This window comes from Aurantiacibacter marinus (assembly GCF_001021555.1).
Classification (GTDB): Bacteria; Pseudomonadota; Alphaproteobacteria; order Sphingomonadales; family Sphingomonadaceae; genus Alteraurantiacibacter; species Alteraurantiacibacter marinus.
This window is the reverse complement of record NZ_LDCP01000004.1, coordinates 82,993-99,690: the sequence shown is the minus strand read 5'-3', so window position 1 is coordinate 99,690 and position 16,698 is coordinate 82,993. Positions and strand designations below refer to the sequence as shown.

Genomic DNA, 16,698 nt, shown 5'->3' with positions numbered 1-16,698 from the left:
CAAAATGTATCATATTTACAACACACCAATTGGTATTACAGGATAACCCATATTGGCATGTCCGTTAGGTTGACATAGTTGCCTCCCAGCGTACCCTGAACCCATAACAACGACTCTGGGAGAGTAATGATGGGTTTTGGTATGGACGGTGCTCGCCGCTCTAATAAGAAGCAGCACATGATGGCGGGTTTGCTTGCCACCAGCGCAATGGTCTTGTCGGCAGTGCCGGTCATGGCGCAGGATGCTGGTGACGAAGGCGCGGCACCGGGGGGTGACATCGTCGTCACGGGTATTCGCGGCACAATCCAGTCTTCCATTGAGGAAAAGCGCGAAAACGATCTGATTGTCGACGTGCTGACATCGGATGAAATCGGCGATCTTCCGGCATTGTCCATTGGTGAAGCGCTTGAAACGATTACCGGTGCAGCTTCTCACCGCGAACAGGGCGGGGCCACGGAAATCGCACTTCGCGGCCTTGGGCCGTTCCTCAGTTCAACCACGATCAACGGCCGCATTGCCACAAACGGCAGTGGCGACCGTTCGGTTAACTTCAGCCAGTTCCCTTCGGAACTGTTCAACACGCTGGCCATCTACAAAACCCAGTCTGCCAGCCTGATTGAAGGCGGTGTGGCAGGCCAGATCGCGCTGGAAACCGTAGCGCCGCTCGATTACGGCCGCCGACGGTTCCAGGCCGAGTACAAACTTCCTTACAATCCGCAGAATTTCAACGTTGATGAAGACCAGCGTTTCCGTGATTTCGGTCACCGGATTACGCTCAGCTATGTCGATCAGTATGATCTCGGCGGGTTTGGCGAGCTGGGAATTTCGCTCGGCTACCAGACCAACCGCTCCACCAACCCGGAACGCGAAGCGAATGTCAGCAATACGATCCAGGCGTGTGTCCTTGATCCGACAACGCCGAACGCAGGGGTCTATGATGACGGCAATTGCAACTCCAACGAAGACGTCGTCAACGCGCTGCGCGACGGCACGAATACCAACGATTTCATCATCGCGCGTAACAGTTATGGCCTGCGTACCAACATTACCGATGACGAGCGCGATTCCTTCTTCGCTGCGCTTCAGTACCGGCCTTCGCCGACCTTCGAGCTGAATGCCGATTTCCAGTATGCGAAGCGTTTCTACAGGGAGCAGCGCAGCGACCTTGGTTTTGTGGAAGGCCGCCGCGTGGATGCGCCGGGTGATCCGAACCGCATCGATCTGCCCCTGATCTACACCGAAAGCGGCGCCCTGCGTCAGTACACTGGCGAACAGCGTATCGAAGCAATCAGCGAATATCTCCAGCGTGAGGAGAACTATTACGGTGGCGGCATCAACTTTGTCGCTTCGCCTGGTGATCGCCTGACCATTTCGGGTGACGTTTCCTATTCTGAAACACAGCGGATCGAACAGGCCGTGCAGGTCCGTTTCCGGACGGAGGATAACGAAGATATCACGGGTGCCGCAGTGTGGCCCGACGCCCGCGAAAGCGATGGCAGTTCGACCAACGACCGCGTCGAAACTGCTGTGCAGATCATGCAAAATGGTTCGCAGGCGCTGAATTTCTTCACCCAGAATTTCGACGTGACCAACCACGATCTGTTCGCAAACGATCCACGCGTGCGCGCCGATCTTGAACAGGACCGGTACAATTCGATCTGGGCCGGACGGTTGGATGCCGAATATGAACTGGATGGTTTCATTTCATCCATCATGACCGGTGTGCGCTACCAGGATCTGAACTATCGCGACGTCCCGGGTGCCTCTGGCTCAAGCCGGTTTGAAAACAACTACAACGACACTGACGATACAGGCGCATTGGCCGCAGCCAACCGTGAATGCCGGACCAGCTTCCCGGTTTCCGGCTTCCTGTCCTCGGTATCGGGTGGCAATCCGCTGATCACGAACCTTGATGAAAATGGCAATGTGATTGGCACTGCCAACTCTTACGCCACGTTCGACGCGCTTTGCGTGGTGCAGGTGCTGGAGCGTGAAGACCCCTCGGGCCTCTCTTTCGACAACAATGGCGTGCCGATTTTCCCGACCGGCGATTTCGATTCAATCCAGAACAGCGATGTTACAGAGCGTACCTGGGCCGGTTACGTCCAGGCCAACTTCAACGGTGATCTCGGTTCGCTTCCGGTGCGTGGGAACCTCGGTGTCCGCGTGGTTCATACTGAAGTGGACTCGCGCGGTTTCCGCGGAACACTGAACGCTGTGTTTGATGATACGACCGGTGAACTGATCGACATCGTTTCGGACGAAAATTCGCTCGTCGTCGTCTCGGGCGGTGGCTCCTACACGGAATATTTGCCGAGCTTCAACTTGACTGGCGAATTCACTCCCGATTTGCTCGGACGCTTCGCAGTCTATCGCGCGCTTTCGCGTCCGGACCCGTCTTCGCTTAGCTTTGGGCGTACTTTCAACGCCCTGGTTGACGAAGGTGCACCGGTGTTCTCCGTCGAAGAAGCGCTGGGTTCTGCGGGCGCAACCGGTAATCCTTTCACCCAACCGCTTCTGTCATGGAACGCGGACGTTGCGCTTGAATGGTATCCGGACGAAGATTCGATCCTGGCGGTCGGCGTGTATTACAAGAACTTCGATGGTGGCTTCGTAAACTCCCGCCAGACCGAAATCTTCAATGTCGATGGCATCGATCTGGAAACGATCGTGTCCACCACGAATGTCACTGGCGAAAGCAGCGACATCTATGGGCTGGAACTTACCGCAGCACACCGGTTCAGCTGGTTGCCTGCGCCGCTTGACGGGCTGGGCTTCAAGCTGAGCTATAACTACGCGAATTCGAATTTCGAATTCGAGGACGATACGCTCGGCGCGGTAACCAACTTCAACGATGATGGTTCGATCGCCGGAGTGCAGGAGGGCCTCATCGTTCCGGCAAACATCTTCGGTCTGTCGAAGCACGTTGTATCGGCGCAGGCATATTACGAAATTGGCCCGATCGAGCTGCAAGGTGTGTGGAAATATCGTTCGAACTACTTCCAGCAGTTCGTGGCGACACCAGGCCGTATCCGTTACGTTGACGATACCAGCGTCTTCGAGGCGCGGATATCGCTGCGTGTGGCCGATAATGTCACAGTTCGTCTCGAAGGGATCAACCTGTTCAACGAGCCGCGCATCGATTATCGCGGCGCACCGGACGATTTCTCATCAGCTTCGGTATATGGGCCAAGGTTCTTTGCCGGCGTGCGTTTCCGCTTCTGATTTCTCCCTGAGAGGTGCCCGTACCGCGTTATGGGCACCTCTCAATTTCACTCAGTTGCGATCAGTGGCAAAACCAATTAGTCTGGAGTTTAACATAGCGCGCATCTGTGCACATGAATTCGGGGCAGGGGATGACTGCGAAAAGACTTTACCAATCCATCGCAAGGCAAATTGCCGAGATGATCGACGAGGGAGCCTTCCCTATCGGCTCACGCTTGCCCGGTGAGCGTGAGCTTGCCGAAAAGTTCGATGTCAGCCGCGTGACGATCCGCGAGGCGGAAATCGCGCTGCAGGCAATCGGCCGGCTCGAAATCAAGACAGGGTCCGGCGTATATGTCAGCGAAGGCATGCCCCAATCCGAAGAGCGGCTGCCAAGCGTTAGCGCATTTGAAGTTACCGAAGCGCGCATGCTGATCGAATCCGAGGCTGCGGCGCTGGCAGCGCACCACATCACCGATGAACAGATCGACCAGATAGAAGACCTCGTCAATCGCATGGCGGTTGGCAATAAAGAACAAGCAGACCTGGCCGATGAGATGTTCCACGAGACGATCGCATCGGCTTCCAGGAACGCGGCAATCCTCCATAGCGTGAAGCAATTGTGGCGGATGCGTGATTCGATACCGCAGGTAAAAGCTGTCTACGAATCCGTCTGCAACCACGATAAGCATATCCGCACGGAAGAGCACCGCGCCGTCTTTCAGGCCTTGAAGGCACGCGATTCGGGCGCAGCGCGCGCGGCAATGCGCGAACATTTTCAACGACTGATCGAAACGATGCTTGATGCGACCGAGCGGCAGGCGCTTGCAGAGGTGCAGGAGCGTGCCAGCGCGAGCCGCGAACGCTTCCTTTCTGCCGCAAAGCTACATTAGGTCACACCTGGTAAACTGGTATGACAGTTATCTAGATTTGGCATAGAAATCTGGTTGACACAGAGCCCGCCAACCGTATTGTCCTTCTCAAACTATAATGAGAGGGATGACGGATGTTCGGCAGGATGGGCCTTTGCGTTGCGGCGCTTTCCCTTTGGGTCGCACCAGCCCGCGCGGAAGATCGCTTTGTCAGCAATCCGGATGAATACGCGGCCGCACTAGGGCAAGTGAGCGCAGGCGACACGATCACCCTGGCCAATGGCGAGTGGCGCGATTTTGAAATTGTGATTACTGGCCAAGGCAGTGCCGATGCGCCGATTACATTGGCGGCGGAAACTCCGGGCGAAGTTGTCCTGACTGGCCAATCAAATCTGCGTATCGGTGGCCAGCACATTATCGTGTCAGGGCTTGTATTCCGCGATGGTTTCAGCCCCACAGGGGAAGTGATTTCCTTCCGCCGCGACAGCGAAGATCTGGCGCGCAATTCGCGTGTGACGCAAACTGTAATTGATCATTTCAGCAAGCCGGACCGCAATGAAACTGACTATTGGGTTGGCATCTACGGGCAAGACAACCGTTTCGATCACAATCATCTGGTGGGCAAGACCAATCGCGGTGTGACTTTGGCGGTACGGCTCAACACCGAAGGCAGCCGTGAAAACAACCACAGCATCGATCACAACTATTTCGGACCGCGCCCGAACCTTGGTTCCAATGGGGGGGAAACCCTGCGCATCGGGACCAGCCATTTTGCAGAATTTGATTCAAATACGCTGGTGGAAAACAACGTCTTTGATCGCTGCAGCGGTGAGGTGGAAATCATCTCGGTCAAGGCTGGTGGCAATACCGTGCGGGGCAATCTGTTCCTGCGGTCACGCGGGGCGCTGACGCTGCGCCACGGCGACGGTAATTTGGTGGAGCGCAATGTCTTTATCGGCGATGGTGAAGACCACACTGGCGGGATCCGCGTCATCAATCGCCGTCAGACAGTGCAGGACAATTATATGGAAGGCCTGCGCGGCAATGGCTTTGCCAGCGCGTTGACCGTGATGAACGGCGTGCCCAACTCGCCCGCCAACCGCTATGTTGAAGTGCAATATGCACAGATCCTGCGCAACACGATTATCGACAGTGACAGGATAACCTTTGGCGCAGGTGCTGATGAAGAACGCTCTGCTGCACCGTCAGACAGTTATTTCTATTCCAACCTTCTTGGCGGGCGCGAGGAGGGGACATTCCTCGAAGTGGATGCCGATATCTCCGGCATCGCGTTCGCTGGAAATGCGGTAGTTTCCGGGCAGCTCCACAGCGCATTGGACGCGGTCCGGCGTGTTGACACGGCAATGGAGCGGGGCGGGAACGGCCTGCTCTATCCGGTAGACCCTTCGCTTGCCGCAGTAGGTGCCCCGCGTGACTTGCGGGTCATGTCGCTGGATGAAGTTGGCGTGGACTGGTACCCGAAGCCGGGCGCGCAGGAGCCATTCGGAACAGGGCGCGCGATCGAAGTCGAAATGTCCGGCACTGCACTTATAGACGCAATAGCTGATGCCCATGACGGTGATACATTGCAGCTTTCGCCGGGCCACTATGTGGTTGATCGGATCATTCCCATCAGCCGCTCGCTGACGATCACGGGCGAAAGCGACACGATACTTACATTCGTGCGGCCCACGTTGTTCGAGATGCGCGAAGGTGGACGGTTGCGATTGGAGGACCTGACAATCGACGGCGCAGAGGCGGACGACGCATCCGGCAACGCGGTAATCCGCACAGCCAGCATCCCGATCCGCGGCAATCTGCAGATTGAGCTGGAGCGCGTCGTCGTCCGCAATCTCGATGTGAACCGCGATTTCGACGTCATTTATTTCGGCAAGTCCACGCTCGCAGACCGGGTCGATATTCGTGACAGTATATTCGAAAATATCAGCGGAGCGGTTGTTTCTGCGGCATCCGAATATGATGACCAGGGCCAGTACAATATCGAATATCTCGATATTCAGGATTCTATCGTCCGGAACGTCACCGGCTCTGCGGCAGAAGTATATCGCGGCGGGCGCGACGAAAGCACTTTTGGTCCGCACGTGAACATTGCTGGGTCCATTTTTGAGAATGTTGGATCGGGGTCGCGCAGTTCCATCGACCTGCATGGCGCGCAGCGCACGATGATCGGCCAGAATGCGTTTGTCTCTTCAGCGCCTATTGGCATCACACATACCGTCGGGACGCCGGTTACCGCCATAACTCGCAATACCTTCGCTGCGACGCCCGGACCGGAATTGACTGAGCTGAACTATGCGGGTGAACCGCGTGTCGAAATGAGCGAAAACCTCACTACCGAAATCTCCGCCCAATGAAGCGCTCTATCGCACTCGCTCTTGCTGCAACTGGACTGGCGTTGTCGCTGCCCGCTGCGGCACAGGAATTTGATGCTGCCGGGCAATCCGCGTCAGCAATGGCGTATCCACAGCTGTTCGCCAGCGAAATGGCGCTCGCAGAGGAATTCGTAAACGGCATGATCGCGGCGGGCATAACTGTGCCCGTCCCTGCCGATCCGGGCGGCGGCTACACCCACGAACAGCACAAGCGCAATTACCGCGCGATGTACCTTGCCGGCCATCTTTATCAATTGACAGGCGAAGAACGCTATCTGGCATTCGTGCGCGATATGCTGCTCGAATATGCGGACCTTTATCCTACACTTGGGGATCATCCCGCGCGTGCCAACCAGAACGTCGGGCGCTTGTTCTGGCAGGTGCTGAATGATGCCATGTGGATGGTGCACGCGGTGCAGGCATATGAAACCGTGCGCGATGACCTTGATACGGCGGACCGCCAGCGCATCGATGATGACGTTTTCCGCCGCGCAGCCGAATTCCTGTCGGTTGATTCAGAAGCGACCTTCAACCTCATCCACAATCACGCCACGTGGGCAACAGCAGGTGTGGGCATGGCCGGTTATGTGCTGGGCGATGATGATCTGGTTCACCGCGCGCTGTATGGCAGCGCGGGTGACGGCGAGGCTGGCTTTGTCCGCCAGACCGAACTGCTGTTCTCGCCGGATGGATATTATACCGAAGGCCCCTATTACCAGCGCTTCGCCATGTTGCCGTTTATGGTATTTGCGGGCGCGATACAGCGTAATGATCCGGCCTTGCGCATATTCGAACATCGCGGCGGCATTCTGGTGAAGGCGCTCAACGCGACGATCCAGCTGACCTATGACGGGTATTTCTTCCCGTTCAACGATGCCATCCGCGACAAGAGCCTGAATACGGCCGAGCTGTATGAAGGCGTTGCCATCGGATATTCGGTAACCCGTGATCCTGCCCTGCTGGATATTGCGCGCCAGCAGGGGCGCACAGTTATCACACCTGCCGGGCTGGAAATGTCGCGTGCGCTGGCAGCTGACGAAGCGGAACCCTTCCAGTTCCGTTCCATGCTGTTCAGCGACGGGCCTGACGGTGATCAGGGCGCTGTTGCAGTGATGCGCAGCGGGCAGGGCCCGATGCACATGGCAATGGTCGCCAAAAATGCGTCGCAAGGGATGGGGCACGGCCATTTCGATAAATTGAGCTGGCAGCTGTATGATCGCGGCAATGAAATCGTGCGTGATTATGGTGCCGCACGGTTCCTCAATATCGAGGCGAAGGAGGGTGGTCGCTACCTGCCGGAAAACGAGACCTGGGCCAAGCAGACCATCGCTCACAATGCGCTGGTCGTGAACGAGCAGAGCCATTTTTACGGCGTGCGCGATCTGGCCGATACAGCGTGGCCTACGCAGCATTACTTCAACGTTGAAGATGGGTTCCAGGTCAGCGCGGCCGGGATCGACAGTGCCTATCCGAATGAAGGCGTCAGCATGACGCGCGTTCTGGCTATGGTTGATATCGAAGGCCTGTCACAGCCGCTGGCGCTCGATGTGCTGCGGGCGCAGGGCACAAGCGAAGTACAATTCGACCTGCCACTGCATTATTCGGGCCACATCATGCGGCTGGGGTTTGATCCTGTGCGCAACATTGCGGGTCGCCCGGTTCTTGGCGCTGACAATGGCTATCAGCACATCTGGGTCGATGGCAGCGCCACGCCTGCGCCTGACCAAGGTTTTATGACATGGCTGCTGGATGGCCGGTTTTACACTTACCGTTTCGTACCGAGCGCGGGCATGGAAGTGATCCTGGGCGAAAGCGGCGCAAACGATCCGGACTTCAACCTGCGGCGCGAACCGCTGGTGATCCAGCGGGTCAGCGGTACGGACAGTGCAAGCTTCGTCAGTGTGCTGGAATCGCACGGTCTTTATGACGGCGCAACTGAACAGACGATTGGCAGCAACAGCCAGATCGCATCGCTGCACCATGTCCGCTCCCACGGGTATGACCTTGTTTTTATCGAGACGCTTGCCGGTCAGGAAGTGGTTGTCGCCATATCGTGGGACAATGATCCCGCAGCACAACACAGCGTCACGATTGAAGGGCGCGAAATCAACTGGCGGGGCTATGCCGCGCGTGTACCTCTGGGAGGGGGAGACGACACATGATGAAGGGTAAATTCCGGTTCTGGATTGTGGGGCTTGTCGCTCTGGCAACCATCATCAATTATATTGATCGCGGGGCGTTGGGGTTCTTGTGGCCGGAAATATCTTCCGAGCTCGGGCTGACCGAAACGGATTATGCCATCATCCTGAATGTGTTCACGTTCGCCTATGCATTCGGCCAATCGATTTTCGGGAAAATATTCGACTGGATCGGTGTGCGGTTGGGCTTTGTCCTGTCCATCGTTGTCTGGTCGGCAGCCACAATGCTTCATGCGGTCGCTCACTCCCTGATGACGTTTGCGTTATTCCGGGGGCTTCTGGGCGTGTCGGAAGCGGGCAACTGGCCAGGAGCGACCAAGGCAAATGCCGAATGGTTTCCGATTGACGAACGCGCGCTGGCACAAGGAATTTTCAATTCCGGTGCTGCCATTGGCGGTATCGTATCAGCCCCGATCATCGGCCTGTTGTTCGTATTTCTTGGCAGCTGGCAGGCAACTTTCATCGCGGTTGGTGCGCTGGGCTTCCTGTGGCTCGTGCCTTGGTTGATCGTCTACAAATCAGGACCTGAGGCGCACCCGTGGCTTGGTGAGGAAGAGCGGCAGTTCATTCTCAAAGGCCAGCGTAATGCAGAAACCAACGAGATCGCCGACTATGCGCCAAAGACCGGCGAAATCCTCAGCCGCAAGGAAAGCTGGGGTGTAATTCTCGCCAGCTTCTTCATCGATCCGATCTGGTGGCTGTTCGTTGGCTGGCTGCCGATCTACCTGTTCAACACCTATGGCTTCGGCGTCGAAGAAATCGCGACCTACGCCTGGGTACCATATGTTGGCGCGATGTTCGGCGCATGGTTCGGCGGTTGGCTGGCAGGCAACCGGATCAAATCGGGCTGGACAGTCAATCGCACGCGGAAAACCGTGATCGCGCTTGGCGGTTTGATCATGCTGGTGTCGCTATTGCTCACAACGCAGGCAGCCACACCGCTGACCGCGGTGCTGATCATGGCGGTGATCCTGTTCGGGTTCCAGACAGCGATTGGCAATATCCAGACGCTGCCGAGTGATTTCTACAGCGGCGCTTCCGTGGGCTCGCTGGCAGGCTTCGCAGGGACAGCGGCCAAGCTGGCGGTGGTCGGGCTCAATTTCCTGATCCCGGTCATCACGGTCAATTCATACACTCCGGCATTCGTGGTCGGCGCGGCACTGGCGATCCTGACTGTTCTGTCGATCTTCATTCTGTGCCCGGAAATCAAACCTCTCAATGCAAATAAACCAAATAACCAACTCGGATAATCAGGGATAATATCATGAAATTTGCAGGCAAAACCGCCATCGTCACTGGCGGCAGTCGCGACATCGGCCGGGCCGTGTGTGTGAAGCTGGGAAGTGAAGGCGCCAACGTTGTCATCAACTACAACAGCAATGAAGCAGATGCCGATGCAGCGGTAGCAGCTGTCGAAGCGGCAGGCGGCAAGGCGATCAAGGTGAAGGCCGATGTGACCAAATCTGCCGATGTCGATGCATTGGTGGCAGCCGCGCGCGACGCTTTTGGCGATCACATCCATATCCTTGTGAACAATGCTGGCGGTATGGTCGCACGCAAGAAGCTGGGTGAAATGGACGAAGAATTCTTCAACCATGTCATGCAGCTCAACCTCACATCTACGTTCATGACGTGCAAGGCTGTCGTGCCGCATATGTCCAAAGGCAGCGCGATCGTGAACCTTGCCTCTCTGGCCGGCCGTGATGGCGGCGGCGGCGGCGCGATTGCCTATGCCACGTCCAAGGGCGCTGTGATGACCTTTACACGAGGTCTGGCAAAGGAACTTGGCCCGGACGGCATTCGCGTGAACGCCCTGTGCCCCGGCATGATCGCAACCACGTTCCACGATACGTTTACGCCCGATGCAGCCCGGGAAAACGTCGCCAATGCAACTCCTCTCAAGCGTCAGGGCAAGGCCGAGGAAATCGCTGATGCCGTGGCATATTTGGCATCAGACGAAGCTTCATTTGTCACCGGTGTCAATTTGGATATAAACGGGGGCCTCGGCTACTCTTAAGCCCCGAATCGCAGATGCAGGTGGACACAAGTGACAATTAAAGAAGATCTGGCCGCCCGTCTCGCGGTAGCCCCGGTCGTCCCTCTTATCGCAGAGGATGATCCGGCTATCGCGGTAAAGACGGCAAAGGCGCTGCAAGCTGGCGGCCTGACCGTTATCGAAGTGGTGATGCGCAGCGATGCGGCATTGCAAGGCATGGAAGCCATCATTGCCGAGACCGAAGGTCTGATCGTGGGGGCGGGCACCGTCCTGACGCGCGAGCAGGCACAGGCGGTCCAGAAGGCTGGCAGCCAGTTCACGGTTTGCCCCGGCCTTGTCGATGACATCGTCGAATACTGCATGGGTGAGGATATCCCGGTCTATCCCGGCACCATGACCGCTGGCGAAGTGCAGCGCGCCTATGCGCTGGGCCTGCGCGATGTGAAGTTCTTCCCGGCAACCCTGGCGGGGGGCGTTCCCATGTTGAAAGCGCTGGGATCGGTGTTCCGCGACATGCGGTTCATGCCAACCGGCGGCGTCAGCGCTGCCAACCTGCCTGATTTTCTGGCCCTGCCGCACGTCCTGGCATGTGGCGGAAGCTGGCTGACACCAAAAGAATCAACGCATGGTGGTGATTTCGCCGCTGTCGAACAACTCGCCCGCGAAGCTGTCGCGATCGCAGGCAAATCAAGGAACCAAGGTTAAGACTATGGCGGATTTTCTTTCATTCGGTGAAATCATGTTGCGTCTCAAGACACCGGGGCACGAGCGGTTTTTCCAGTCGCCCGGTTTCGAAGCGACTTTCGGCGGCGGCGAAGCCAATGTCGCGGTAGCACTGTGCAATTACGGCCTCGATGCAGGTTTTGTCAGCGCGTTACCCGACAATGACATTGGCGAAAACGCCATCATGGAACTGCGCAAGTTTGGCGTGGACACCGCCCACGTCAGCCGTTCCGGCGACCGTGTCGGCATCTATTTCCTGGAAACGGGCTCCAACCAGCGCGCCTCGAAGGTTGTTTACGACCGCGCCAATTCCTCCATCTGCAATGCCAGTGCAGACGAGTTTGATTGGCCCACCATCTTCAACGGCGTGAAGTGGCTGCACATTACCGGTATTACTCCTGCGCTCAGCCAGTCGGCGGCCGATCTTTCGATGGCCTGCGTGAAAGCTGCCAAAGACGCGGGCGTTACCGTATCGTGCGACTTCAACTTCCGCGGGAAGCTGTGGAAGTACGGCAAGACCGCGCCTGAAGTGATGCGTGAACTGGTGAAATATGTCGATGTCGGCATCGCCAATGAAGAAGACTGCCAGAAGTCGCTCGATATCTCTGTCGATGTCGATGTGGAATCGGGCGAACTGGATACGGCGAAATATGAAGCGCTGGGCCAGAAGGTGCTCGATATTTACCCCGATATGCACACAATCGCGATCACTCTGCGTGAAAGCCTGAGCGCTGACCGCAACAATTGGTCCGCCTGCCTGCGCACGCGCGATGACGGCTTCATGCTGTCCAAGCGTTATGAATTGACCGATATTGTAGACCGTGTTGGCGGTGGTGACAGTTTTGCATCGGCGCTGATTTACGGCCTCAACGCCTACGAAGATCGCCAGCAAAGCCTTGAATTTGCTGTGGCAGCCAGCGCGCTCAAGCACACAATCATGGGCGACTTCAATCGCGTAAGCGTTCCGGAAGTTGAAAAACTGATGACTGGTGACGGATCGGGCCGCGTCCAGCGCTAACCGCAAAAAATCCGACATAATCGGAATTACGCGCACAGAGGGGTAGCGGTGCTGATGCATCGCTGCCCCTTTATCCATGCATTTTGCAAGTGTGCCTTCAGCCGCACCCACTCTTTATAGAGCTTGCGGCATCCCCAGAAACGTTGAGTTCGGTATTCACAGCGATGTCATATCGTGTAGCTAATTGCGCATGATGATCAAAACACTCGCATTCTCGCTCGCCGCTACCGCGCTCTTCTCGTCGATCCCTGCCGCTGCCTGGGGGCCTATCGGTCACCGGGTCACGGCCGAAATCGCCGAAGACAATATCAGCGGGAGAACGCGCGCCGAGATTGCAGCGATCCTGGGCACCGAAGGATTGCCAGAAGGCAGCACCTGGCCGGATGAACAGCGTTCCAATCCGGCACCATTCTGGCAGGAAGAGGCTGGTCCTTTCCACTATGTCACGCTGCCAGAAGGCCGATCAGCCGATCAGTTGGAGCATCCCCCCGAAGGCGATGCACTAACGGCGCTGGAACGGTTTACGGCTACATTGCGGGACGAAACGGCCACCCGGGAAGAGAAGGCGCTGGCCTTGCGCTTTATCGTGCACATCGTGTCCGACCTGCATCAGCCGTTGCATACCGGGAACGGCACTGATCGCGGCGGCAATAACGTGATCGTCAGATGGTTTGACGAAACGACCAATCTGCATTCGGTCTGGGATTCGGGAATGATCCTGCAACAGCAGCTTTCCTATACTGAATATGCAGACCGGCTGGAACGGCGGATCGGATCGGAAGAAGTGCTGGGATGGTGGGATGCTGATCCGGTCACCTGGATTGCCGAAAGCAGTGCACTGCGCGATCGCATCTATCCCGAGACCGGGCCGGAGCTGGGCATGGGCACACGGGAATCGCCCGTGAGAATCCGTTATGATTATTATTGGACATGGATGCCGTCCGCAGAGGAACGCCTCGCCCAATCGGGCATTCGACTGGCAGCCTATCTCGATTGGGTGTTTGCCGAAAGGTAGGCTAGGCCATCGAAATCAGCAGTTTTGAAAATGGAGTGTTTGTGCCGACAACAGCAGGCGAAATTGACGGTATTCTGGACCAGCTGGAGGAAATCTCGAATTCCTCCCGCGCCAATCTGGTAGCGGCCGTGCGCCGCTATGCGGAGGACCGGACACCGCCGGATCCCGCTGCAAGGGCGAAAGGCATTTTTGCCTATCCTGAACTGACACTGCGGTATTCCGATGACGAGCGGACCAGCCATCCGGCCCGTTCTTTCGCGCGGCTGAACCAGTCCGGCACTTATTGCAGCTCCATTGCAGAACCGGGGCTTTTCCGGCCTTATTTGAAAGAGCAGTTGCAGCATCTGGTGAATGACTATCCCGTCGAACTGGAAGTAGGCCGATCCGCTGACGAAATACCTTATCAATATGTGCTGGATGGCGGCGCGCTTGAATTGCAGGGCGCCAGCAGCGCCGAGCTGACTCGCCATTTTCCGGCTTCCGATCTGGTAAAGATCGGCGACGAAGTGGTCGATGGCACATGGATCAGTGACGGGTCCGACCAGCGGCCTTTGTCCTTGTTTGACGCGCTTCGCACCGACTTCAGCCTTGCCCGGTTGCGGCATTACGCCGGCACGCCGGCGCAGCATTTCCAGCGCTATGTATTGTTCACAAACTATATCCGGTATGTCGAAGAATTCATTGATTTTGCACTGGCCCAATTGGCCGATCCTGACAGCCGCTATGACAGTTTTTCCGCGCCCGGCGTGGTGATCGAACGCGGCAATCTGGAAGGCGCGCGCGCGAAAGTTACGGAGGGCACCTGGCGCAAGCACCAGATGCCTGCCTATCACCTGGTCGGCAAAGACAATTCGGGCATCACGCTGGTCAATATCGGTGTGGGTCCTTCCAACGCGAAAACCATTTGTGATCACATTGCAGTATTGCGGCCGGAGGTCTGGTTGATGATCGGCCATTGCGGCGGATTGCGGCCCAGTCAGAAGATCGGCGATTACGTGCTGGCCCATGCGTATTTGCGCGATGACAATGTGCTCGACAATGAAATCCCGCCCGAAATTCCGATACCTCCGATTGCAGAGGTTCAAACAGCGATGTTCGATGCCGCTCGTAACATTACCAGCGATAGCGACGAGCAGCTGAAGGGCCGCCTGCGCACGGGCACGGTAGTAACGACCGATGATCGCAATTGGGAACTGCACTACACCCGCTCGGCCTTGCGGTTCAATCAGAGCCGCGCCGTGGCGATTGATATGGAATCAGCAACTGTGGCTGCCCAGGGGTATCGCTTCCGGGTACCCTATGGCACCTTGCTGTGCGTGTCTGACAAGCCGCTGCACGGTGAGATAAAGCTGCCGGGACAAGCGAACAGTTTCTACGAAACGTCGATTAGCCAGCATCTGCGGATCGGGATCGAGACTCTGGCCCTGCTGAGTAAGGTCGGCGGCAGTTTCCACAGCCGCAAGCTGCGCAGCTTCGACGAACCTCCTTTGCGTTAGCTGCTGATCAGTTAGCTGCGGGGCGTAAGGTCGCGCACGCGCCCACACACGGGAACAGTCAGGCTGCCCGCTGCTACATACGCTTCCAGTGCGTCGATATCGAAGCCGACATTGTCGATCTCTGGGACCTGCGTGAACTGGACGAAGCCATCACCGCCGCCGACAAGGAAGCTGTTGGTGACGACGCGGTACTTGCGCGCTTCATCCAGCGGCTCTCCGCCGAGCGTGATCGACGTAACGCGCTGCCGGACCGGAAGCGCGCGATCGACGGTATATTGCATGGCGGCAGACGGGATAATGCGCGAAGTACAGATGGTTGCCGGCCCCTCTTCGCAAAACTGTTGCTCCAGCGCAGCGCTAATTTCTGCGCCTGACATTTCCAATACGATCAGTGCGTTGCCGAACGGCGCAATAGCGGCAAGCTCTCCGAAGGTCAGCAAGCCGTCATCAGCGCCCGAAAGATCTGCACGGACGCCGCCGGAATTGACCAAAGCAAGATCAACCGGTTCCGTCAGGGCAGCGTTTGCGCCGGCGAGGTAGGAATCTGCAACCAGACCCTGGGCGGAATTGTCTGCGCAGTCTTCTCCGCGTTCGCCATTGTCGGTGATTGTGCCGACGGCCCTGTTGGTCACTGGTCCCGATGCCTCTGCATAAACCGCGACAAGGCTCTCGATCGCAGCGTCGCTGCCGGCGCTCCCGTCGACTGCGACATTGCGGCCATTGACGGACGAGACCGTATCGCTGACCGGATCAATCGTCATGGTGATGTCTGTCACGAAGCCGCCGAAACTTCCTCCAGAGGTCAGCAATGTCTCTCCGCCCGCAGAATTAGCGACATTACAGACATAAGCCTGATGGGTGTGGCCTGAGACGACTAGCGAAATCGACGGATCGAGCCGTTCCACAATCGACACAATTGGACCGGACACCTCTGGGCAACCGGCAAGACTGTACCGGCCTTCAACATCTGCGCCTTCATGGATAAGCAAGATCACAGTATCCGCGCCCTGTTCGCGCAGGTCCATCGCAAGCCTGTTTGCAGTGTCTGCCTCGTCCAGAAAATCATATCCCTCGGTCGCCTGGGCAGCCACCAGATTGGCGGTATCTTGCAGCGTCAGACCGATGAAGCCAATCTGCGCACCGTCGATTTCGCGCATGGATGTGCCGGGAAGCAAAGTCCTGCCGGTGCTGTCCACGACATTGCCGGCGAGATAAGCGAATCCGGCACCTGCGAATGGCTCCACCGCGCATGGCTCCCGCAAGGTGAACTTTTCACAGCCGCCTTGCTGAATCCGCAGCAATTCCTGCGTGCCGCGGTCAAATTCGTGGTTGCCAACAGAAGCTATCTCTAGACCCATTTCCGACAATGCGCGGACCGATGGTTCATCAAGGAAAAGTGACGAAATAAGCGGGCTTGCACCGATAAGATCGCCAGCGGCTACCGTCACTGAATTGCCTTCGCGCAGATTGTTTAGCGCGGCGGCAAGGTGCGCTGCACCGCCAAGCCGGGCGCGTCTTGTCTCGCCTGAATCGACAAATGTGTAGGTGCCTTGCGGCGTTTCCAGATTGCCGTGGAAATCGTTGATCGCGAGGATTTGCACAGTCACGGCAGCGCTTTCGGATGGCGCGCCAAGGACATTGGCGGGCACCGTCGCACAGGCGGAAAGTGAAAGACTGCCGAGCAGCGCGGCACAGAGTTTCGTGTTCATGCCATCCCTTATGCCCAAGCTTGTGACAAAAGAAAGGCGGCGGCGCTCTTTCGAACGCCGCCGCCTTTTTATTC

The 16,698-nt window shown here is 57.2% G+C and carries 11 protein-coding genes; 10 read left to right on the top strand and 1 reads right to left on the bottom strand.

Features of this window, described 5'->3' with window-relative positions; translation table 11 throughout:
- Positions 1-126: 126 nt before the first annotated feature.
- From AB731_RS12550 to AB731_RS12505, 10 genes are all read left to right on the top strand, one after another.
- Entirely contained in the window at positions 127-3,225 is a 3,099-nt protein-coding gene (locus AB731_RS12550) for a TonB-dependent receptor (RefSeq protein ID WP_052769059.1), read from the top strand.
- A 131-nt stretch (positions 3,226-3,356) separates the two neighbouring features.
- A complete protein-coding gene (locus AB731_RS12545) occupies positions 3,357-4,097 on the top strand; it encodes a FadR/GntR family transcriptional regulator (protein ID WP_047094543.1) in 741 nt (246 codons plus the stop codon).
- Positions 4,098-4,210: 113 nt separating this feature from the next.
- Positions 4,211-6,451 carry a polysaccharide lyase 6 family protein gene (locus tag AB731_RS12540; protein WP_047094381.1) on the top strand — a complete coding sequence of 747 codons (2,241 nt, stop codon included), beginning with the start codon at positions 4,211-4,213 and terminating at the stop codon, positions 6,449-6,451.
- Complete coding sequence (locus tag AB731_RS12535) at positions 6,448-8,631, top strand: alginate lyase family protein (protein ID WP_047094380.1); 2,184 nt, start codon at positions 6,448-6,450, stop codon at positions 8,629-8,631. Before AB731_RS12540 ends, AB731_RS12535 begins: the two co-directional genes overlap by 4 nt.
- On the top strand, positions 8,628-9,917 hold the full coding sequence (locus AB731_RS12530; protein WP_047094379.1) for an MFS transporter: 1,290 nt from the start codon (positions 8,628-8,630) through the stop codon (positions 9,915-9,917). The genes AB731_RS12535 and AB731_RS12530 overlap by 4 nt, the downstream gene beginning before the upstream one ends.
- Before the next feature lie 14 nt (positions 9,918-9,931).
- On the top strand, positions 9,932-10,684 hold the full coding sequence (locus AB731_RS12525; protein ID WP_047094378.1) for an SDR family NAD(P)-dependent oxidoreductase: 753 nt from the start codon (positions 9,932-9,934) through the stop codon (positions 10,682-10,684).
- 30 nt (positions 10,685-10,714) lie between these two features.
- Positions 10,715-11,368 carry a bifunctional 4-hydroxy-2-oxoglutarate aldolase/2-dehydro-3-deoxy-phosphogluconate aldolase gene (eda, locus tag AB731_RS12520; RefSeq protein ID WP_047094377.1) on the top strand — a complete coding sequence of 218 codons (654 nt, stop codon included), beginning with the start codon at positions 10,715-10,717 and terminating at the stop codon, positions 11,366-11,368.
- A gap of 4 nt (positions 11,369-11,372) precedes the next feature.
- Positions 11,373-12,404, top strand: a complete 1,032-nt coding sequence (locus AB731_RS12515; RefSeq protein WP_047094376.1) for a sugar kinase — start codon at positions 11,373-11,375, stop codon at positions 12,402-12,404.
- Positions 12,405-12,594: 190 nt separating this feature from the next.
- On the top strand, positions 12,595-13,419 hold the full coding sequence (locus AB731_RS12510; RefSeq protein ID WP_231638943.1) for a S1/P1 nuclease: 825 nt from the start codon (positions 12,595-12,597) through the stop codon (positions 13,417-13,419).
- A 41-nt stretch (positions 13,420-13,460) separates the two neighbouring features.
- Complete coding sequence (locus AB731_RS12505; protein ID WP_052769081.1) at positions 13,461-14,915, top strand: AMP nucleosidase; 1,455 nt, start codon at positions 13,461-13,463, stop codon at positions 14,913-14,915.
- An 11-nt stretch (positions 14,916-14,926) separates the two neighbouring features.
- Here AB731_RS12505 and AB731_RS12500 read toward each other — a convergent pair whose 3' ends face one another.
- Positions 14,927-16,624, bottom strand: coding sequence for a bifunctional metallophosphatase/5'-nucleotidase (locus tag AB731_RS12500; protein ID WP_047094374.1), 1,698 nt, complete (start codon positions 16,622-16,624; stop codon positions 14,927-14,929).
- Positions 16,625-16,698: the final 74 nt, after the last annotated feature.